Origin of the sequence: Franconibacter daqui (assembly GCF_014644275.1) — a bacterium.
Taxonomy (GTDB): Bacteria; Pseudomonadota; Gammaproteobacteria; order Enterobacterales; family Enterobacteriaceae; genus Franconibacter; species Franconibacter pulveris.
Map to the genome: position 1 here is coordinate 689,005 of NZ_BMKJ01000001.1, position 20,759 is coordinate 709,763.

19 protein-coding genes are annotated in these 20,759 nt (G+C 53.9%); 15 read left to right on the top strand and 4 right to left on the bottom strand.

Translation table 11 applies throughout. The features are described from left to right. Nucleotides 1-44 precede the first annotated feature (44 nt). Nucleotides 45-902: a formate transporter FocA gene (gene focA / locus IEX01_RS03285; protein ID WP_024557006.1), complete on the bottom strand. Its 858-nt coding sequence runs from the start codon at nt 900-902 to the stop codon at nt 45-47. A 401-nt stretch (nt 903-1,303) separates the two neighbouring features. After that, complete coding sequence (gene ycaO / locus IEX01_RS03290; RefSeq protein WP_188723258.1) at nt 1,304-3,067, bottom strand: 30S ribosomal protein S12 methylthiotransferase accessory factor YcaO; 1,764 nt, start codon at nt 3,065-3,067, stop codon at nt 1,304-1,306. 138 nt (nt 3,068-3,205) lie between these two features. Between ycaO and IEX01_RS03295 the strand changes: the two genes are divergently transcribed. The 12 genes from IEX01_RS03295 (at nt 3,206) to kdsB (ending at nt 17,031) form a co-directional block, all read left to right on the top strand. After that, nucleotides 3,206-3,898, top strand: a complete 693-nt coding sequence (locus IEX01_RS03295; protein ID WP_024561472.1) for a DUF421 domain-containing protein — start codon at nt 3,206-3,208, stop codon at nt 3,896-3,898. A gap of 162 nt (nt 3,899-4,060) precedes the next feature. After that, nucleotides 4,061-5,146: a 3-phosphoserine/phosphohydroxythreonine transaminase gene (serC, locus tag IEX01_RS03300; RefSeq protein ID WP_024557003.1), complete on the top strand. Its 1,086-nt coding sequence runs from the start codon at nt 4,061-4,063 to the stop codon at nt 5,144-5,146. Nucleotides 5,147-5,219: 73 nt separating this feature from the next. Next, nucleotides 5,220-6,506 (top strand): 3-phosphoshikimate 1-carboxyvinyltransferase, encoded by a 1,287-nt coding sequence (aroA, locus tag IEX01_RS03305; RefSeq protein WP_024557002.1) that lies wholly within the window; start codon nt 5,220-5,222, stop codon nt 6,504-6,506. A gap of 197 nt (nt 6,507-6,703) precedes the next feature. Beyond that, nucleotides 6,704-7,390, top strand: a complete 687-nt coding sequence (gene cmk / locus IEX01_RS03310; RefSeq protein ID WP_024557001.1) for a (d)CMP kinase — start codon at nt 6,704-6,706, stop codon at nt 7,388-7,390. 111 nt (nt 7,391-7,501) lie between these two features. Continuing rightward, on the top strand, nt 7,502-9,172 hold the full coding sequence (rpsA, locus tag IEX01_RS03315) for a 30S ribosomal protein S1 (protein ID WP_188723259.1): 1,671 nt from the start codon (nt 7,502-7,504) through the stop codon (nt 9,170-9,172). A gap of 91 nt (nt 9,173-9,263) precedes the next feature. Beyond that, nucleotides 9,264-9,548 (top strand): integration host factor subunit beta, encoded by a 285-nt coding sequence (gene ihfB, locus IEX01_RS03320; protein WP_004387353.1) that lies wholly within the window; start codon nt 9,264-9,266, stop codon nt 9,546-9,548. A gap of 202 nt (nt 9,549-9,750) precedes the next feature. After that, a complete protein-coding gene (locus tag IEX01_RS03325; RefSeq protein WP_188723260.1) occupies nt 9,751-12,018 on the top strand; it encodes a ComEC family protein in 2,268 nt (755 codons plus the stop codon). A 36-nt stretch (nt 12,019-12,054) separates the two neighbouring features. Then, entirely contained in the window at nt 12,055-13,803 is a 1,749-nt protein-coding gene (msbA, locus tag IEX01_RS03330; RefSeq protein WP_024556998.1) for a lipid A ABC transporter ATP-binding protein/permease MsbA, read from the top strand. Next, complete coding sequence (gene lpxK / locus IEX01_RS03335; protein ID WP_188723261.1) at nt 13,800-14,777, top strand: tetraacyldisaccharide 4'-kinase; 978 nt, start codon at nt 13,800-13,802, stop codon at nt 14,775-14,777. Before msbA ends, lpxK begins: the two co-directional genes overlap by 4 nt. A gap of 44 nt (nt 14,778-14,821) precedes the next feature. Beyond that, complete coding sequence (locus tag IEX01_RS03340) at nt 14,822-16,081, top strand: winged helix-turn-helix domain-containing protein (RefSeq protein ID WP_188723262.1); 1,260 nt, start codon at nt 14,822-14,824, stop codon at nt 16,079-16,081. Between the two features lie 24 nt (nt 16,082-16,105). Further along, complete coding sequence (ycaR, locus tag IEX01_RS03345; protein ID WP_024556995.1) at nt 16,106-16,288, top strand: protein YcaR; 183 nt, start codon at nt 16,106-16,108, stop codon at nt 16,286-16,288. Continuing rightward, a complete protein-coding gene (gene kdsB, locus IEX01_RS03350; protein ID WP_024556994.1) occupies nt 16,285-17,031 on the top strand; it encodes a 3-deoxy-manno-octulosonate cytidylyltransferase in 747 nt (248 codons plus the stop codon). The genes ycaR and kdsB overlap by 4 nt, the downstream gene beginning before the upstream one ends. Nucleotides 17,032-17,056: 25 nt before the next feature. Here the strand turns inward: kdsB and IEX01_RS03355 are convergent, their stop codons facing one another. Beyond that, nucleotides 17,057-17,539, bottom strand: a complete 483-nt coding sequence (locus IEX01_RS03355; RefSeq protein ID WP_024561467.1) for an Lrp/AsnC family transcriptional regulator — start codon at nt 17,537-17,539, stop codon at nt 17,057-17,059. A gap of 140 nt (nt 17,540-17,679) precedes the next feature. Here IEX01_RS03355 and IEX01_RS03360 point away from each other — a divergent pair, with 140 nt between their 5' ends. Together IEX01_RS03360 and IEX01_RS03365 are read left to right on the top strand one after the other, a co-directional pair. Further along, complete coding sequence (locus IEX01_RS03360) at nt 17,680-18,126, top strand: DUF2000 domain-containing protein (RefSeq protein ID WP_024556992.1); 447 nt, start codon at nt 17,680-17,682, stop codon at nt 18,124-18,126. Nucleotides 18,127-18,197: 71 nt separating this feature from the next. Next, complete coding sequence (locus IEX01_RS03365) at nt 18,198-19,091, top strand: YcbJ family phosphotransferase (RefSeq protein ID WP_024556991.1); 894 nt, start codon at nt 18,198-18,200, stop codon at nt 19,089-19,091. Here IEX01_RS03365 and elyC read toward each other — a convergent pair. Then, nucleotides 19,068-19,847: an envelope biogenesis factor ElyC gene (elyC, locus tag IEX01_RS03370; RefSeq protein WP_188723263.1), complete on the bottom strand. Its 780-nt coding sequence runs from the start codon at nt 19,845-19,847 to the stop codon at nt 19,068-19,070. The two genes, IEX01_RS03365 and elyC, sit on opposite strands and share 24 nt — an antisense overlap. A 130-nt stretch (nt 19,848-19,977) precedes the next feature. Between elyC and cmoM the strand changes: the two genes are divergently transcribed. Then, a complete protein-coding gene (cmoM, locus tag IEX01_RS03375) occupies nt 19,978-20,757 on the top strand; it encodes a tRNA uridine 5-oxyacetic acid(34) methyltransferase CmoM (protein ID WP_024556989.1) in 780 nt (259 codons plus the stop codon). The last annotated feature ends 2 nt before the right edge of the window (nt 20,758-20,759 follow it).

Genomic DNA, 20,759 nt, shown 5'->3' on the forward strand with positions numbered 1-20,759 from the left:
CTACCTTCTTAAGTGGATTTTTTATTTACTGCCTGGAATGACTATTAATGATGGTCGTCGCCACGCAGATAAATGACCCAGTACGTCAATCCGACTAATAAACCACCACCGATAATATTACCGATTGTCACCGGAATCAGGTTATCAACGATGAAATTTACAATAGTCAGATGAGAAAATTGGTCCGGAGACGAACCGACGGCGGTCCAGAATTCCGGGCTGGCGAAATCACGAATAATGATGCCCATCGGGATCATAAACATATTCGCGATACTGTGTTCGAAGCCGCTGGCAACAAACATGGCAACCGGCAAAATCATAATGAAAGCTTTATCCACGAGGCTGCGACCGGAATAGCTCATCCAGACCGCCAGGCAGACCATCAGGTTCGCCAGGATACCGAGGCTCACAGCCTCAATAAAAGTGTGATGCAATTTATGGTCTGCCGTCTGCAGGACATTAAGTCCCCACGCGCCGTTAGCGGTCATGTATTCGCCCGACAGCCACATAAGAAGAACAAAGAGAAGCGCTCCGATCAGGTTGCCGATATAGACGTTTAACCAGTTGCGCGCCAGTTGACCCCAGGTAATGCGGCCGCTGGCTTTCGCTACCACGATTAAAACGGTCGAGGTAAAGAGATCGGCGCCGCAAATAACACAAAGAATTAAGCCAAGTGAGAAACAAATGCCGCCGATAAGTTTCGCCATGCCAAAGGGCATCGTGGCGGCGCCTGTCGTAGCGGTGATATAGAAAACAAAAGCGATAGAGATGAAGACACCTGCCGTTATCGCCAGATAAAAGGTTTTCAGCGGATGTTTCGTTGCTTTATAGACACCAGCCTCCTCGGCAACTTTCGCCATCGCAGCTGGAAGTAATAGATCAAAAGGGTTGTCAGCTTTCACACTAACTCTCTCTTTATTCAGTCGGCGAGGAGATACTAACAAAGCATTATAGAGTAAAATTTGATGTGGATCATAACTCGCCAGGTTTATAGGCCTGAAAACAGCATGGGAATAGGCTATTTTCAGCTTAACTAATTGATTATCCTGATAAAAATATATTTTAAAAATTATTATAAGTGTTGAATTATATCCTGCAGCCTCCTTTGGAATCGTTAATCAATATGTAGTATTGACGAAAAAAGGTAACAAGGAGCACTTGAGTTAAATTAATTTTTTACCTTAATTTAACTTAACAATTACATTGGGATTAATTTCAATAAGAATAAAAAACGGGGCAATAAAATTGCCCCGTCTTATTAATTAAACATACGCTTATGAAAGCATTATAGATATGCGTTATATCAATTAACGTTCCAGTAAGAGGCTTTAGCGCGCTGTAATTTTTCATAAGCGGCGAGCAGCGCCTGATGCGCAGGGAAAGCCTGCAAATCGGCGTCAACAGGCTGCAGGCCATAAAAAGGCGCTTCGCCGCTTATCGCCGCGCTGGCCGCTTCGACAGCCTCTTTGCCGTACATACGTTCAAAGGCATGCAGATACTGAAGCGGCTCACGCTCTTCTTCCTGCGTCAACAGCAACAGAGTTTGCAGGCAACGATAGTAGTTAGCGCGCTCGGCGGTAAAGACAGAGGCGTTGAACTCCATAGTCCACTCAGTCCAGATCAGCGCCTGATCCATATCGCCGCCCGCCAGCGCCAGCATCGCTTTCAGTTCCCCGATACGCAACGTGTACCACCCGTTGTCTTTGCCGGTCGCCAGACCCAGCAGCTCACGCACGCGAGTAAAATCGTCATGGCCTTCTTCATCAAGCTGCGCAATCAGGTTCAGATAGTCTTCTTTATCCCACTCGCTGCCTGGCAGGGCGAGCAATGTTTCGCGCAAGTGAGCGCCCATGCTGTTATTAGCGAGCAGCAAATCTTCCGCAGGGTAGATGTCAGACATGCCCGGTACGAGGATACGACAAGCGTAAACGTCAAGGTGCTCGTAATCGGCAATATAAACTTCTTTGTCTTCCGCCTGGAAAATGGCCATCAGGGTGGCGAATTCTTCTTCAGTGGTGCCGGCGAAGCTCCAGTCAACGAACCGATAATCGGCATCCTGCTTGAACATATCCCAGGAAATCAGGCCGCTGGAGTCGATGAAGTGCGTCTCGAGGTTAGCGTGTTCAGCGACTTCTTCATCATCAAATGTCGGCGGTGTAAAGACATCCAGATCCTTGAGGCTGCGGCCTTGCAGCAGCTCGGTTACGGTACGCTCAAGCGCCACGCCGAAATCAGGATGCGCGCCGAAAGAGGCGAAACAAGTACCGTTAGCCGGGTTAAACAGCACGACGCAGATAACCGGATACTGGCCGCCCAGCGAGCCGTCGTAGGCGAAAATCGGGAAGCCTTCAGCTTCTAATTTTTCTATCGCTGCAACCACGCCTGGATAGCGCGCCAGCACCTCGGCGGGAATTTCCGGCAGGCTGATGCTCTCGGCGATAATGCGGTTTTTGATATGGCGTTCGAAGACTTCTGAAAGTCCCTGTACGCGCGCTTCGTTACGCGTGTTGCCTGCCGACATACCGTTAGACACATAAAGATTGCCCACGATATTCATCGGAATATAGACGGTCTCTTCATCGGACTGGCGCGTAAAAGGCAGGGCGCAAATCCCGCGCTCTTCATTACCCGACTGCAAATCCACCAACATGCTGGCGGTCAGTTCGTTCTCCGGATCGTAAAAATCACGCAGGCGCGCGTCCAGTATTCCATCTGGCAGACTGTCGTCCTGCGGAATGGCGAACCATTTTTCGTTCGGGTAATGCACGAACGGGCCGTTGGCGATAGTGTCGCCCAGCCAAAAGTCCGCAAAAAAGTAGTTAGTGGAGAGGCGTTCGAAGTACTCGCCAAGCGCGGAAGCGAGCGCCGCTTTTTTTGTCGCACCTTTACCGTTGGTGAAGCACAGCGCGCAATCTTTATCGCGAATATGCACAGACCAGACGTTCGGCACCGGATTGAGCCACGAAGCTTCTTCGATATTAAAACCGAGATCGGTGAGTTTTTGCTGGAAGCGAGCGATGGAGTCTTCCAGAGCGGCGTCTTTGCCGGGAATGAAGGTTTGAGTCATGGGATCCACTTTTATCGTACGCAAAGCGCGCAATGATACGGGTTTTACCTTACTTGCGCTATCGCAGGCCGCAGGCAGGCAAAAATAAATCTTCGCGCTATGCTTGGTTAAAGTAACTTACTGTTATGGCAATAAAATATGAAAGCTTTTGACTTGCATCGAATGGCGCTGGACAAAGCCCCGCTGGAATTTTTAGGCGAGGTAGCGCTGCGCAGCCTCTATACCTTTATATTGGTTTTTATCTTTCTCAAGCTTACCGGACGGCGCGGCGTGCGCCAGATGTCGCTGTTCGAAGTGTTAATCATCCTGACGCTTGGCTCGGCGGCAGGCGACGTGGCGTTTTATGATGATGTGCCGATGGTGCCGGTTTTTGTGGTCTTCGTCACGTTGGCCCTGCTTTATCGCCTGGCGATGTGGCTGATGGCGCACAGCGAAAAAATGGAAGATTTGCTTGAGGGAAAACCGCGCAACATCATCGAAGAGGGGGAGCTGGCCTGGGAAAAGCTCAAACATGAAAACATGACGGAATTTGAGTTTTTTATGGAGTTGCGCCTGCGGGGCGTTGAACATTTAGGTCAGGTCCGGCTCGCTATTCTTGAAACCAACGGCCAGATAAGCGTTTATTTCTACCCCGATGAAGAGGTGCGCCCTGGACTCTCTATTCTTCCGAGTTATTGTCGCGAGCGGTTTGTCGTTATCCCGGAGGCGGGCTATTACGCTTGCATGAATTGCAGTGAGGTCATGGAATTCAGTGCTGGTGACCGCAAGCCTTGCCCGCGTTGTAATCATCACGCGTGGGTTAAAGCGAGCACCGCTACACGCGTGACCTGACAGCGGATTTATCCGTTATCCTTCACTGCGCCGGAGGAATCTGTTGTGTGATTTAGCGCACATTCATCGACCGCCCAGGATTACCCATTGCAGCGCCAGCGCCTGAATGATAAAACCGATATCCACAGGAAAAACGTATTGCTTTATATGTGGTGAGGGAAAATGAGTCAGGTCTACAATTTTAGTTCTGGTCCGGCAATGTTACCGGCTGAAGTGCTTAAACAGGCTCAACAGGAGCTGGTCGACTGGCAGGGTTTAGGTACGTCGGTGATGGAAATCAGCCACCGTGGTAAAGAGTTTATCGGAGTGGCGGAAGAGGCGGAGCAAGATTTTCGCGATCTGCTGCAAATTCCCTCTAACTATAAAGTTTTATTCTGCCATGGCGGCGGTCGCGGTCAGTTTGCCGGCGTGCCGTTAAACTTGCTTGGCGACAAAACCTCGGCGGATTACGTTGACGGCGGTTATTGGGCGGCGAGCGCGGTCAAAGAAGCGAAAAAATATTGCACGCCGAACGTGATTGACGCCAAAGTCACCGTTGACGGTTTGCGCGCTATTAAGCCGATGCGTGAATGGCAGCTTTCTGACAATGCGGCCTACCTGCATTACTGTCCGAACGAAACCATTGACGGCATCGCCATTGAAGAAACGCCCGATTTTGGCGATGCGATCGTGGCGGCGGATTTCTCCTCTACTATCCTTTCTCGTCCGCTGGATGTCAGCCGTTATGGCGTTATTTACGCGGGCGCGCAGAAAAATATTGGCCCGGCGGGCCTTACGCTGGTGGTGGTGCGTGAGGACTTGCTGGGTAAAGCGCATAATGCCTGCCCGTCAATCCTTGATTACACCGTGCTGAACGACAATGACTCCATGTTCAATACGCCGCCGACTTTCGCCTGGTATCTGGCGGGCCTGGTATTTAAATGGCTGAAGAAACAGGGCGGCGTAGCGGCTATCGACCAGATTAATCAGCAGAAAGCAGATCTGCTCTATGGCGTGATTGATAAGAGCGATTTCTATCGCAACGATGTGTCGCCTGCTAACCGCTCTCGCATGAACGTGCCGTTCCAGCTTGCCGACAGTGCGCTGGATAAAGTCTTCCTCGAAGAGTCTTTCGCAGCCGGTCTGCACGCGCTTAAAGGTCATCGCGTGGTGGGGGGGATGCGCGCCTCTATCTATAACGCCATGCCGCTGGCAGGCGTTCAGGCTCTGACGGATTTCATGGTTGATTTCGAACGCCGTCACGGTTAATCCTTGCCTTTTACCTCTTCCCCGCGGCTAATCGCGGGGTTTTTATTCTGATTTTAGTGAGAGTTTGCAACGCATGCAGGAATCCCTGACCTTACAACCCATCGCGCTGGTGGATGGCGCTATCAATCTTCCCGGCTCGAAGAGCGTCTCCAACCGCGCTTTGTTGCTGGCGGCGCTGGCGCAGGGCACTACAGTGTTAACCAATCTGCTGGACAGCGATGACGTCCGTCATATGCTCAATGCGCTCAACGCGCTGGGTGTGGCTTATACCCTCTCTGAGGATCGTACTCGCTGTGAAGTGACGGGGCAGGGCGGCGTACTGAAGGCTGAAGGGGAGCTTGAGCTGTTTCTTGGGAACGCCGGGACCGCCATGCGTCCTCTTGCCGCTGCGCTTTGCCTGGGCGCCAATAACGTCGTGTTGACTGGCGAGCCTCGCATGAAAGAGCGTCCGATTGGCCATTTAGTCGACGCGCTGCGTCAGGGCGGCGCGCAAATTGAGTATCTGGAGCAAGAAAATTATCCTCCGCTGCGACTGCGCGGCGGATTCGATGGCGGGCAGGTGGAGGTGGACGGCTCTGTTTCCAGCCAGTTCCTGACTGCGCTTTTAATGACGGCTCCGCTGGCGACGAATGACACCACTATCACTATTAAAGGCGATCTGGTTTCGAAACCTTACATCGACATTACGCTGCACCTGATGAAAACTTTCGGCGTCGAGGTTGAAAACCAGGGCTATCAGCGCTTTGTTGTGCGCGGCAGCCAGCACTATCAGTCGCCGGGCGATTATCTGGTAGAGGGCGATGCGTCTTCGGCCTCTTATTTCCTTGCGGCAGCGGCGATTAAAGGCGGCACGGTGAAGGTGACCGGCATTGGGCGCAACAGCGTGCAGGGTGATATTCGTTTTGCCGACGTGCTGGAAAAGATGGGCGCTAAAATTACCTGGGGCGACGATTACATCGCCTGCAGTCGCGGCGAACTGAATGCTATCGATATGGATATGAACCACATTCCGGATGCGGCGATGACCATTGCCACGGCCGCGCTGTTCGCTAAAGGTACCACAACGCTGCGCAACATTTATAACTGGCGCGTCAAAGAGACGGACCGCCTGGCGGCCATGGCGACTGAGTTGCGTAAAGTGGGCGCAGTGGTGGAGGAGGGGCATGATTACATCAGCGTCACTCCGCCGGCAACGCTTCAGGCTGCGGAAATCGGCACTTATAACGATCATCGTATGGCGATGTGTTTTTCGCTGGTGGCGCTCTCAGACACGCCTGTGACTATTCTCGACCCGAAATGCACGGCGAAAACGTTCCCCGATTATTTCGATCAGCTTGCTCGCATCAGCACGCCAGCCTGAACAGGCTAACAGTATAAAAACCGCATCCTGCGATGCGGTTTTTTCATAACATATCCTTACATCGCCATTGTCCAATTCTTCTACACTCAGCCTCACTAACGACGATATTTTGTCGCAAAGATAACAGTCTGTTGCGCAGCGGCGTATAATGCGCGCCGTTCACGTTGCAGGCCTGCCATTTATTGAAGGAGAAAAAGATGACGGCATCCGCCCCGGTAATCACCATTGATGGCCCAAGTGGCGCTGGTAAGGGCACGCTGTGTAAAGCTATGGCTGAAGCCTTGCAGTGGCATCTGCTGGATTCAGGCGCGATTTATCGCGTTCTGGCGCTGGCGGCATTGCACCATCATGTCGATGTCACTTCCGAAGAGGCTCTGGTTCCGCTGGCTGCCCATCTGGATGTGCGTTTTATCGCGCAAGACGGCGAGCTGGAAGTTATCCTCGAGGGAGAAGACGTTAGTGGCGAAATTCGCACTCAGGAAGTGGCGAACGCCGCTTCGCAAGTCGCCGCTTTCCCACGCGTACGCGAAGCGCTGTTGCGGCGCCAGCGCGCTTTTCGTGAAAACCCTGGCCTTATCGCCGACGGACGCGACATGGGAACGGTGGTATTCCCTGATGCGCCAGTAAAAATTTTCCTCGACGCCTCTTCGGAAGAGCGCGCGCACCGCCGTATGCTGCAGTTGCAGGAAAAGGGGTTTAGTGTTAACTTTGAACGCCTTTTGGCCGAGATAAAAGAGCGCGATGAACGCGATCGTAACCGGCCGGTGGCGCCGTTGGTGCCTGCTGAAGATGCGTTAGTGCTGGATTCTACCCGCCTGAGCATTGAGCAAGTCATTGAAAAGGCGCTTGATTACGCCCGCGAAAAGCTGGCGCTCGCGAAGTAAAGCGACAGAATTTGCAGTACCCCCGTTGCAATGGACTGACAGCGGGTATGTGAAACAACCCCATCCAGCATGAAGCCAGGTGGACGTTAATTTAAACTCTGAAGATTAAACATGACTGAATCTTTTGCTCAACTTTTTGAAGAATCCCTGAAAGAAATCGAAACCCGCCCGGGTTCTATCGTTCGCGGCGTTGTTGTTGCTATCGACAAAGATGTAGTACTGGTTGACGCTGGTCTGAAATCTGAGTCCGCCATTCCGGCAGAGCAGTTCAAAAACGCTCAGGGCGAAATTGAAATCCAGGTTGGTGACGAAGTTGACGTTGCTCTGGATGCAGTAGAAGACGGTTTCGGCGAAACCCTGCTGTCTCGTGAAAAAGCAAAACGTCACGAAGCATGGCTGATGCTGGAAAAAGCTTACGAAGAAGCTGCAACCGTTACTGGTGTTATCAATGGCAAAGTCAAGGGCGGCTTCACTGTTGAGCTGAACGGTATTCGTGCGTTCCTGCCGGGTTCCCTGGTAGACGTGCGTCCGGTTCGTGACACCCTGCACCTCGAAGGCAAAGAGCTTGAGTTCAAAGTTATCAAGCTGGACCAGAAGCGCAACAACGTTGTGGTTTCCCGTCGTGCCGTTATCGAATCTGAAAACAGCGCAGAGCGCGATCAGCTGCTGGAAAACCTGCAGGAAGGCATGGAAGTTAAAGGTATCGTTAAGAACCTCACTGACTACGGTGCATTCGTTGATCTGGGCGGCGTTGACGGCCTGCTGCACATCACTGATATGGCCTGGAAACGCGTTAAGCATCCGAGCGAAATCGTCAACGTGGGCGACGAAATCACTGTTAAAGTGCTGAAGTTCGACCGCGAGCGTACCCGTGTTTCCCTGGGCCTGAAGCAGCTGGGCGAAGATCCGTGGGTTGCTATCGCTAAGCGTTACCCGGAAGGCACCCGCCTGACTGGTCGCGTAACCAACCTGACCGACTACGGCTGCTTCGTTGAGATCGAAGAAGGCGTTGAAGGCCTGGTACACGTTTCCGAAATGGACTGGACCAACAAAAACATCCATCCGTCCAAAGTTGTTAACGTGGGCGATGTAGTGGAAGTTATGGTTCTGGATATCGACGAAGAACGTCGTCGTATCTCCCTGGGCCTGAAGCAGTGCAAAGCTAACCCGTGGCAGCAGTTCGCTGAGACCCACAACAAAGGCGACCGCGTTGAAGGTAAAATCAAGTCTATCACTGACTTCGGTATCTTCATCGGCCTGGACGGCGGTATCGACGGCCTGGTTCACCTGTCTGACATCTCCTGGAACGTTGCAGGCGAAGAAGCAGTTCGTGAATACAAAAAAGGCGACGAAATCGCAGCCGTTGTTCTGCAGGTTGACGCAGAGCGTGAGCGTATCTCCCTGGGCGTTAAACAGCTCGCTGAAGATCCGTTCAACAACTACGTTGCGCTGAACAAGAAAGGCGCTATCGTTACTGGTAAAGTAACGGCAGTTGACGCGAAAGGTGCTACAGTTGAATTAGCAGACGGCGTTGAAGGTTACCTGCGCGCTTCTGAAGCTTCCCGCGATCGCGTAGAAGACGCTACTCTGGTTCTGAACGTAGGCGACGAAGTGGAAGCTAAATTCACTGGCGTTGACCGTAAGAACCGCGTAGTAAGCCTGTCTGTTCGTGCGAAAGACGAAGCTGAAGAGAAAGATGCAATCGCTTCTGTTAACAAGCAGGAAGACGGCAACTTCTCCAACGCTATGGCTGAAGCGTTCAAAGCAGCTAAAGGCGAGTAATCGTCCGGGCGCTAAATCAGGGCGGCTTCGGCCGCCCTTGTTCGATGATAGCTGTAATAATTTTCCGTAATGGAAGAAAACCGGAGGAAACATGACCAAGTCAGAACTCATAGAAAGACTTGCAAGCCAGCACTCCCATATCCCGGCGAAAGCGGTGGAAGATGCAGTAAAAGAGATGCTGGAACATATGGCCTCTACTCTCGCACAGGGCGAGCGTATTGAAATCCGGGGTTTCGGCAGCTTCTCCTTACACTATCGCGCTCCTCGCACCGGGCGTAACCCAAAAACTGGCGATAAAGTGGAACTGGAAGGTAAGTACGTTCCGCACTTTAAACCAGGCAAAGAGTTGCGTGACCGCGCCAATATTTATGGTTAAGCCTAAGGCTTAAACAATAAGAATCGGCACCTCAGGGTGCCGATTTTTTTTTGCGCTGCGCTTATACAGGAGCGAAGCCGCAGCTTTTAACGCAACCATTGCAACAGCGCCATAACCTCTCGCGATATCACGCAGACTTGCTTTTTGCTCGCTGACATTTTCTCACCACTCAATCAGACTGCCTGCAGATAAGGAGGTCGTCATGATTGCTCTTCCTGCACTGTGCGTGTGCGTGATACTTGGAACGCTACCGTTACTGTTTCTTCCTGCGCTACCTGCCGAAGGGATAGCTATTACCGGGGCGTTACTGGCATGCATCGGCTGTCGCTGGTTGCCCGGCAGAATGAAATTCACCGCCTTTATCACGCTGTTTTTCTGTTGGGCGGTTCTGTCTGCCAGAGAACTCGTCTGGCCTTTCAGTTCGCTTTTGGCTGGCAACCAGCGTGTAGAGGCTGTTGTTATCCGTACCGATGGCGCAACAGAGCATCAGGTAGCTATTAACAAACTGAATAACCGATGGATTTTTCCATCTGTAGGCGTAATGCTGCGCGGAAGTTATCTGCCTGAACAAGCCTGCGCCGGGCAGCGGATGCGGATGACGTTGCGGTTGCGCCCGGTGCACGGTCAGTTAAACGAAGGCGGCTTTGATAATCAACGCTACGCGCTGGCGCAACGTTTACCACTTACTGGCCGCATCATTGATGCGCAAATTATCAGTGGGGACTGTAGTTTACGAGCGAGATATATCGCTTCCGTAAGCGCTTCGCTTACTTCGTATGTATGGCGGGACGTTATCCTCGCGCTGGGGTTTGGCGAGCGCCTCACGCTCGGCCCGGAAGTTAAAATACTGCTGCGTAATACCGGAACCGCACATTTGATGGCGATATCGGGGTTGCATATCGGTCTTGCCGGGTCGCTCGGTTGGTTACTGGCGCGTTTGCTGCAACTTTTTTTACCGGCGCATCGGATAGGCTATCGGTTTCCGCTACTCATGCTGCTGGTCAGCGCTTCGGTTTATACATGGCTGGCAGGCAGTAATCCACCAGCCGTACGGACGCTGGTCGCCATTTTCATCTGGAGCCTGCTGCGCCTCAGCGGCCGTAACTGGAACGCATGGCAAGTTTGGTTATGTTGTGTGGCGGGCATTTTATTTATTGAACCAACCGCCATACTTTCAGAAAGCCTGTGGTTATCGGCTTTTGCGGTCGCTGCGCTTATCTTTTGGTATCAGTGGATGCCTTTCACGCTAAAACCAGTCAGATCCTGGTTGCGTTTCCTGCTGGAACTGGCGCATTTGCAAGTGGGCATTACGTTACTGCTAATGCCCATTCAGCTTGTACTTTTTCACGGTATCAGCCTGACGTCGCTGGCTGCAAACCTGGTCGCTGTCCCTGTTATTACCTTTATCGCCGTACCGCTTATCCTGACGGGAATGGCGATAAATCTTACCGGCTGGCAATGGGCTGAGCAGGGGATATGGCGGCTTACCGATACGCTATTACAAGCACTGTTCAACTTTTTGCGCTGGCTGCCCGAAGGATGGCTTGATGTGGATGAGCGCTACCGTTGGCTGGCGTTGACGCCGTGGCTTTGCATTGTACTCTGGCGCTTGCGCTTTCATTTTTTCTCGCCGCTGCTCGCAGTCGCCGCGATCGCGCTACTCGCAGCGCCGCTCTGGTGCGTGCAAAAAAAGCCGGACTGGTCGTTGCACATGCTTGACGTAGGCCATGGCCTGGCAGTTGTCATTGAGCGCAACGGTAGAGCAATGCTCTATGACACGGGAAACGGCTGGCCAGGCGGGGACAGCGGCCAGCAGATCATCATTCCCTGGCTGCGCTGGCATAATCTCCAACCCGACGGCGTTATTCTTAGTCATGAACACCTTGATCACCGCGGCGGGCTGGAAAGCGTATTACGCGTCTGGCCTAAGCTCATGGTTCGCAGCGCGCTGGGTTGGGCCCGCCATCAGCCCTGCTGGCGCGGCGAAACGTGGCGCTGGGAAGGATTGCATTTTACGGCGCACTGGCCACAGGCTGGGGCTGTTCAGGCGGGTAATAACGGCTCTTGCGTCGTGAAGATAGACGACGGGCGCAACAGCGTATTGCTGACAGGGGACATCGAAGCTCCGGCGGAGTGGGCTATGCTAAAAAACTACCGTCAGGCGCTGCGTTCGGAAGTGCTGGTAGTGCCTCATCATGGCAGCAGGACCTCTTCCAGCGACACGCTGTTGTCTATGGTTGACGGGAAAGCGGCGCTGGCCTCTGTATCGCGTTATAACGCCTGGCGTCTGCCGTCAGTGAAAGTAACACGTCGTTATGCCCGGCATGGCTACCGATGGCACGATACGGCGCAATCGGGTCAGGTAACGGTGATTTTTTCACCAGAAGGCTGGCAAATAAAAGGGTTACGTGAGCAAATTTTGCCCCGCTGGTATCATCAGTGGTTTGGCGCACCTGCGGATAACAGGTAGAATATGCGGCTATTTCAACAAATGCTGGTTTTATGAATGCATAACGATAAAGATCTTTCCACGTGGCAGACCTTCCGCCGTCTCTGGCCCATTATCGCGCCTTTTAAAGCGGGGTTGATAGTGGCGGCGGTGGCGTTGATCCTCAACGCCGCCAGCGATACTTATATGCTGTCGCTTCTCAAGCCGTTGCTGGATGAAGGTTTTGGCAAAACAGACCGCTCTGTGCTGCTATGGATGCCGCTGGTTGTGATAGGATTAATGCTCCTGCGGGGTATAACCAGTTATATTTCAAGCTATTGCATTTCATGGGTGTCGGGAAAAGTGGTAATGACCATGCGCCGCCGCCTGTTCAATCACATGATGGGTATGCCTGTCGCTTTCTTCGATAAACAGTCTACCGGTACGCTTCTCTCCCGCATTACTTACGATTCCGAACAGGTTGCCTCTTCATCATCCAGCGCGCTGATTACCGTAGTGCGTGAAGGCGCATCGATTATCGGCCTGTTTATCATGATGTTTTATTACAGCTGGCAGCTTTCTCTCATCCTTATTGTGCTGGCGCCTATCGTTTCTTTTGCTATTCGCGTTGTTTCAAAGCGTTTTCGCAGCATCAGTAAAAACATGCAGAACACGATGGGACAAGTCACCACCAGCGCTGAACAGATGCTGAAAGGGCATAAAGAGGTGCTGATTTTTGGCGGTCAGGAGGTAGAGGCCGATCGTTTCGCCAAAGTCAGCAACAAAATGCGCCTGCAGGGGATGAAAATGGTTTCCGCCTCTTCCATTTCCGACCCCCTGATCCAGCTTATCGCTTCGCTGGCGCTAGCCTTTGTGCTTTACGCCGCCAGTTTCCCAAGCGTGATGGAGACGTTGACTGCAGGGACCATCACCGTTGTCTTCTCATCCATGATCGCGCTCATGCGTCCGCTGAAATCGCTAACGAACGTTAACGCGCAGTTCCAGCGCGGCATGGCTGCCTGCCAGACGCTGTTTGCCATTCTGGATAGCGAGCAAGAAAAAGATGAAGGTACGCGCGTCATTGAGCGTGCAAAAGGCGATCTGGAGTTTCGCCATGTCACTTTCACTTATCCTGGACGTGATACCCCCGCGCTTCGCGATATCAACCTGACTATCCCGGCTGGGAAAACCGTGGCGCTCGTTGGCCGTTCCGGCTCTGGCAAATCCACCATTGCCAGTCTCATCACCCGTTTTTACGATATTGATGACGGCGAAATACTGATGGACGGGCATGACCTGCGTGAATATACGCTCTCCTCATTACGTAATCAGGTGGCGCTGGTCTCGCAAAACGTGCATCTGTTCAACGATACCATTGCAAATAATATCGCTTACGCCCGTACGGAAGCGTACAGCCGTGAAGATATCGAAAAAGCGGCGCGTATGGCCTATGCGATGGATTTCATCAATAAGATGGATAATGGCCTGGATACAATTATCGGTGAGAATGGCGTACTGCTGTCTGGCGGGCAGCGCCAGCGTATCGCGATTGCCCGGGCGCTTTTGCGCGATAGCCCAATCCTTATCCTGGATGAGGCGACTTCCGCGCTGGATACTGAGTCTGAGCGCGCCATCCAGGCGGCGCTGGATGAACTGCAAAAGAACCGTACTTCGCTGGTTATCGCGCACCGCCTCTCTACCATTGAACAAGCTGATGAAATTGTGGTGGTGGAAGATGGACGTATTGTTGAACGCGGCAACCATGCGGCGTTGCTGTCTCACGGCGGCGTTTACGCTCAACTTCACAAAATGCAGTTCGGCGAATGATTGAACGTATCTGGTCCGGTCAGTCGCCGCTCTGGCTGCTGTTATTGCCGCTCTCCTTGCTCTATGGCCTGGTGAGCGGCCTCATCCGGTTAAGTTACCGGCTGGGTCTACGCACCGTCTGGCGTGCGCCGGTACCGGTAGTGGTAGTGGGGAATCTGACGGCGGGCGGCAATGGCAAAACCCCGGTCGTCGTCTGGCTGGTGGAACAGTTACAGCAGCGCGGCGTGCGCGTTGGCGTGGTGTCGCGCGGCTATGGCGGTAAAGCGGCACAGTATCCCCTGCTGTTAACCACGCATACCTCTACCGCCGAAGCGGGCGACGAACCGGTGCTTATCTTTCAGCGCACGGGGGCGCCTGTCGCAGTTTCTCCGGTACGGGCCGATGCAGTAAAAGCGCTCCTGGCCGAGCATCCGCTGCAACTCATTATTACGGATGATGGGCTCCAGCACTACGCTTTAGCCCGCGACAAAGAGATTGTCGTAATTGATGGCGTGCGTCGCTTTGGCAATGGCTGGTGGTTGCCGGCAGGCCCGATGCGCGAGCGAGCAGGAAGGCTTCGCAGCGTGGATGCGGTTATTACAAATGGCGGTGAGGCGCATCAAAGCGAAATTGCGATGACGCTTAAGCCAGGCCTTGCCATTAATCTGCTGACGGGTGAAAAGCGTCCAGTCGATAGTCTGCCGCAAGTCGTTGCGATGGCGGGTATCGGTCATCCGCCGCGTTTTTTCGCAACGCTTGAGCAGGCGGGCGTGCAACCCGTAAAAACCATCAGCCTTGCCGATCATCAGCCACTGAACGAAGCGCAGGTCGCTTCGTTTATTAACGAAGGGCAGACGCTGGTGATGACGGAAAAAGATGCGGTAAAGTGCCGTGCGTTCGCGCATCCAGACTGGTGGTATTTACCGGTTGACGCCGCGCTCGCCCGTCCGCAGGCTGATAAACTCGTGGATTCTCTGCTCTCTCTGGTGCGCTAGCCTGAATATCGGCTTCGCACCTTTTCTGACAGGAAGCCGATGCTATGACCCGAATAAATCTTTCGCTGCGCGCGGCGCGGCATCTACACCTGGCAGCGCAAGGGCTATTAAAAAAGCCCCGTCGTCGCGCCCGGCCTGATGACATTCTCGCCACCGTTTCCCGCATGTCGCTGTTGCAAATAGACACGATTAATATCGTCGCGCGCAGTCCTTATCTGGTGCTTTTCAGTCGCCTTGGCAGCTTCCCGAATGTGTGGCTTGACGAGGCGCTGGCGCGCGGTGAACTGATGGAGTACTGGGCGCATGAAGCCTGCTTCTTGCCGCGCAGCGATTTTGCGCTGGTGCGTCACCGCATGCTGAACCCGGAAAAGATGGGCTGGAAATATCGTCCGGAATGGATGGAGGCGCATGCGCAGGAGATTGCGCAGTTGATGGAGCATATCGAGCAGAACGGTCCCGTTCGCTCAGCGGATTTTGAGCATCCGCGGAAAGGCGAAAGCGGCTGGTGGGCCTGGAAACCCCATAAAAAACATCTGGAAGGCTTATTCACTGCCGGTAAAGTCATGGTCGTGGAGCGGCGCAACTTTCAGCGGGTTTACGATCTGACTTCCCGGGTCCTGCCGCACTGGGATGATGCACTGCATCTGATTGAACAAGCGCAGGCCGAGGTAAAAATGTTGGAAAACAGCGCCCGTAGCCTCGGTATTTTTCGCGCCGACTGGTTAGCGGACTATTATCGCCTGCGCAACGTTAATATCCGACCGCTTCTGCAAGCGTGGCAGCGGGAAGGGCGCATTGTTGAGGTAGAAGTCGAGCGGCTTGGCGCAATGTGGCTGCATCAGTCGCTCATGCCGCTATTGCCGCAGGCGCAGGAGAATAAACTCAACGCTACACACAGCGCAGTGTTGTCCCCTTTTGATCCGGTCGTCTGGGACCGCAAACGCGCCGAGCAGTTTTTTGATTTCTCTTACCGCCTGGAGTGTTATACCCCGGCGGAGAAACGCCAGTATGGTTATTTTGTCCTGCCGTTGCTGCATCAGGGAGCGCTGGTAGGGCGAATGGATGCCAAAATGCATCGCCAGCGCCAGCAGCTTGAGATCATTAGCCTTTATCTGGAAGAGGGCGTTAAACCTTCCGCCGGGCTACTGGCTGGGTTAGAAAATGCGATCGGCGATTTTGCCCGCTGGCAGGGGGCGAAGCAGGTTATCTGCGGTTCGCTGCCTGCGGCGCTGGCGTCACGCTGGAATAAGGAATGGGAAATTGACGCGGCGGATAAAACGCTTGTGATATCCTCTGGGCATTAATATTCCGCGTTATCAGGAGGAACTATGGATCATCGTTTACTGGAAATCATCGCTTGCCCGGTTTGTAACGGCAAACTCTATTTTAACCAGGAAAAACAGGAGCTCATCTGTAAAGTGGACAGCCTGGCTTTTCCGCTGCGCGACGGCATTCCTGTTTTGCTGGAAAATGAAGCCCGCTCGCTGACTGCTGAAGAGACAAACCCATGAGTTTCGTCGTTATCATACCTGCCCGCTACGCCTCCACGCGTTTGCCGGGCAAGCCGCTGGTGGATATTAACGGCAAGCCGATGATTGTGCATGTGCTGGAACGCGCTCGCGAATCTGGCGCTGAACGCATTATCGTGGCCACCGATCATGAAGAGGTGGCTCGCGCAGTGCAAGCCGCTGGCGGCGAGGTGTGCATGACGCGCGTCGATCACCAGTCTGGCACCGAACGGCTGGCTGAAGTGGTGGAGAAATGCGGCTTTGCGGATGATACCGTCATTGTTAACGTACAAGGCGACGAGCCGGCGATTCCGCCAGCTATCATCCGCCAGTTGGCTGATAACCTGACCAAAAGCGCGGCCGGCATGGCGACGCTTGCCGTTCCCATCGACTCCGCAGAAGAAGCATTCAACCCGAACGCGGTGAAAGTTGTGCGCGATGCTGAAGGCTATGCGCTCTACTTCTCACGCGCCACTATTCCCTGGGATCGCGACCGCTTCGCGCAATCGCGGGAGAGTATTGGCGATACGCTGCTGCGCCACATTGGTATCTATGGTTACCGCGCCGGGTTCATTCGCCGCTATGTTACCTGGCAGCCAAGCCAGCTTGAGCGCATTGAGATGCTTGAGCAACTGCGCGTGCTCTGGTACGGCGAAAAAATTCATGTGGACGTCGCGCAGGAAGTGCCGGGCACGGGCGTCGATACACCAGAAGACCTCGAACGCGTTCGTAAAGAGATGCGATAAATAAACCGGCCACAGGGCCGGTTTTTTATCGTCGGGGCGAGGCGACCGGCAATGTCGTAAAAGGCTTAATCTCTTTTAATACGAACATGCTTTGCATCGCTTTAATACCCGGCAGACGGCGCAGCACCGACATGGCGAAATCGGAATAGGCGTCCAGGTTTTGCGCTACCACCTGCAGCAGAAAATCGGCGTCGCCGCCGATGCTGTAGCATGCCACCACATTTTCCAGCTCCAGGACCTCCTGTTCGAATTTGCGCGCCTGCGCTTCGCTGTGGCTGTCGATGCTGACGCGAACAAAGACCATTACCCCAAGGCCGATTTTGCGTCTGTCCAGCGCGGCGTGATAACCCTGAATCACTTTCTCTTCTTCAAGCTTGCGTACCTTACGCCAGCAAGGCGAAGCGGAAAGATTTACCGCCTCGGCCAGCGTCTGGTTGGTCATACGGGCGTCTTTTTGTAGTAGCGTCAGCAGCGCGATGTCAGTCGGCGTTAAATCGGGTTCGGACATATATTTCTCTTTATCGGCTTTTACGGGATGTTTTTACCTTAATAAAGCAAAAGATAACAATTTAAGGTCAGTTTTACCCAGCTTTCTGCGGCACACTGTCTCTTTACTGAACGCGATAAAACGACCTTAAGGATAACGAGATGAAATTCGATGCAAGCCTGCACAAATGCGCCATCATCGTAGAAAAAACGTTAAGCCCTGGACTTGCTATCAATGCGGCAAGCGTTATAGGCGTGAGCCTTGGCAGACGGGTGGAAAATCTTGTCGGGCCGGAAATGCAGAGCAAAGATGGCGTGGTTTATCCGGGCGTGATTTATGCCCCATTGCCCATTTTGCTGACGCAGGAGGAGTCGCTCACCACTACGCTTTCCCGCGCTTTAGCTGACCCCGATATTCTGGTTATGCCTTTCAGCACGTTAGCGCAGTCTTGCAAAACATACGAAGAGTATGGTGAGCGAATTGCCCAGGCGCGGAGCGAATCCATTGACCTTGCGGCGGTGGGCTTGCTTGGCCCCAAAAAGAAGATCAATAAGCTCACTGGCCACCTGCCGCTGTATCGTTTAAGCGCTAATCTGCCAGGTTCTTGATCTCATCAGATGACATCCGCCTAAAGGACGCCCATTATAAAAAGTACCAGTCTTTATAAGGGTAACGGAAAATGGAGCAACTGCGCGCGGAACTGAGCCATCTGCTGGGCGAGAAGCTAAGCCGCCTGGAGTGCATAACCGAGAAACCGGATACGGCGCTCTGGTCGCTGTATGACAGTCACGGCCATCCAATGCCGCTGTTGGCAAGAAGCTTCACTACGCCCGGGCTTGCAAGGCAACTGGCCTGGAAAATCTCTATGCTGGCGCGCTCCGGCACGGTGCGCATGCCGGTAGTTTATGGCGTCATGACGCATGAAGAACACCCCGGGCCGGATGTGCTGCTAATGGAAAGGCTGCGCGGCGTGCCGGTAGAAGCGCCTTCGCGCACGCCGGAACGCTGGGAGCAACTCAAAGATCAGATTGTCGAGGCGCTGCTTGCCTGGCACCGGGTCGACAGCCACGGCTGCGTGGGCAACGTCGACAGCACGCAGGAGAACATCTGGCCTTCATGGTATCGTCAGCGCGTCGAAGTGCTCTGGAGCACCCTGAATCAATATAAAAACACGGGACTGACGATGCAGGATCGCCGTATGCTTTTTCGCACCCGCGAATGTCTGGACGAGATGTTCGCCGGTTTTAGCGATAACTGCGTGCTAATACATGGTCATTTCAGCCTGCGCAGCATGCTCAAAGATGCGAGAAGCGATCAACTGCTGGCGATGGTCAGCCCGGGCGTTGTCTTGTGGGCGCCGCGCGAATATGAGCTATTTCGCCTGTTCGACACGCCGCTGGCGGAAAGTCTTTTCTGGCATTATCTGCAACGGGCGCCGGTGGCGGAATCTTTTCTCTGGCGGCGCTGGCTTTATGTGCTGTGGGACGAAGTGGCGCAGCTGCTGCAAACGGGCCGCATGAACCGCGCCGCCTTCGATACCGCCTCGAAATCACTGCTCCCCTGGGTCGCCTGACGCCCCTTTAAGCCATTGCCAGATCCTGCCAAGCGTCTCGTAACCTACCCGGTCGCTATGCATCAGCCATAGCGGCGAGGGAAGCGCCTTCTCCCAGGGATTGAGCGGCGATTCCACCGCCATCTGGTTTGCTGGCGCAGGGATCGGCTTCAGCCCCTGATGCTGGAAAAAGCGCATCGCTCTCGGCAGATGCGAGGCGGAGGTCACCAGCAAGAAAGGCTGCTGGCCGATAGCTTTCGCCACGGCGGCCGCTTCGTCTTCCGTATCCCTTGGCGTATCAAGCGTAATGATATCGCTGCGGGGAACACCGAGGCTTTCGGCAACGCGAGCGCCTGCTTCGGCAGTGCTGACCGGGTTAGTCACCGCCGGCGCGCCGGTAAACACCAGCTTCGCGCCAGGGTTGGCATGCCACAGCCGCACCCCTTCGGTTACGCGCGGCAGGCTGTTATTAATCAGATTTGAGCTGGGCGCCCAATGCGGGTTCCAGGTATAACCGCCGCCCAGTACGACCACATAATCCACTTTTTCTTTGCCACGCCAGGTAGGGTAGGCGCTTTCAATCGGCTTAAGCAGGCCGTCCGCGACCGGTTGCAGGCTAAGCAGAAACAGCGCAAGCCAGCTTACGGTCAGCAAACCCTTAGCGGTTCTCTGCCAGCGGCTCCACCACAGCAGCGCTAACGCCAGCGCCATGACCAGCAATAAGAAGGGAAGGGGCAGCATCAGGCCGCCAAGATATTTTTTCAGCATAAACAGCATGGGTGCGGTTCCTTTTTTAACCATACGGCAGGCAAACGCCCGCGATCTTACACCGAATGGGTTCATTCTCCTCACGGCTATGACAAAATAGCGCCTTTGTCGAAAACCTTTTTTGGGTGGAGTTGTACCTATGCGGGATCGCAATTTTGATGACATTGCCGAAAAATTTTCGCGCAACATATACGGTACAACAAAAGGGCAACTGCGCCAGGCGATCCTCTGGCAGGATCTTGACGCGCTGTTTGACCGCCTGCCGCAACGCCCGCTGCGCGTCCTTGATGCCGGCGGCGGAGAAGGGCAGACTGCCTGCCGCGTGGCGGCGCGGGGCCACCAGGTTGTGCTTTGCGATCTCTCCGCTGAAATGCTTGCCCGCGCGCGCCTGCATGCGCAGCAGCAAGGTGTGAGCGAGAACATGCATTTTGTACAATGCGCCGCTCAGGATGTGGCTGAACATTTAGAATGCCCGGTTGATCTGATATTGTTTCACGCTGTGCTCGAATGGGTGGCGGAGCCGAAAGTGGCGCTGGAGCGCCTGTGGCATTGTCTCGCCCCCGGCGGCGCGCTCTCTTTGATGTTCTATAACGCGCATGGCTTGCTGATGCATAACATGGTGGCGGGCAATTTCGCCTATGTGCAACAAGGGATGCCCAAAAAGAAAAAACGCTCCCTTTCACCGGATTATCCGCGTGAGCCGCAGCAGGTCTATCGCTGGCTTGAAGAGATTGGCTGGCAGATTACCGGCAAAACCGGCGTACGGGTTTTCCATGACTACCTGCGTGAAAAACATCAGCAGCGCGACGAGTACGACACGCTGCTTGAGCTTGAAACGCGTTACTGCCGACAGGAGCCCTGGGTTAGCCTGGGCCGCTATATCCACGTCACTGCGTTTAAGCCGGAGATCCAAGGATAAAC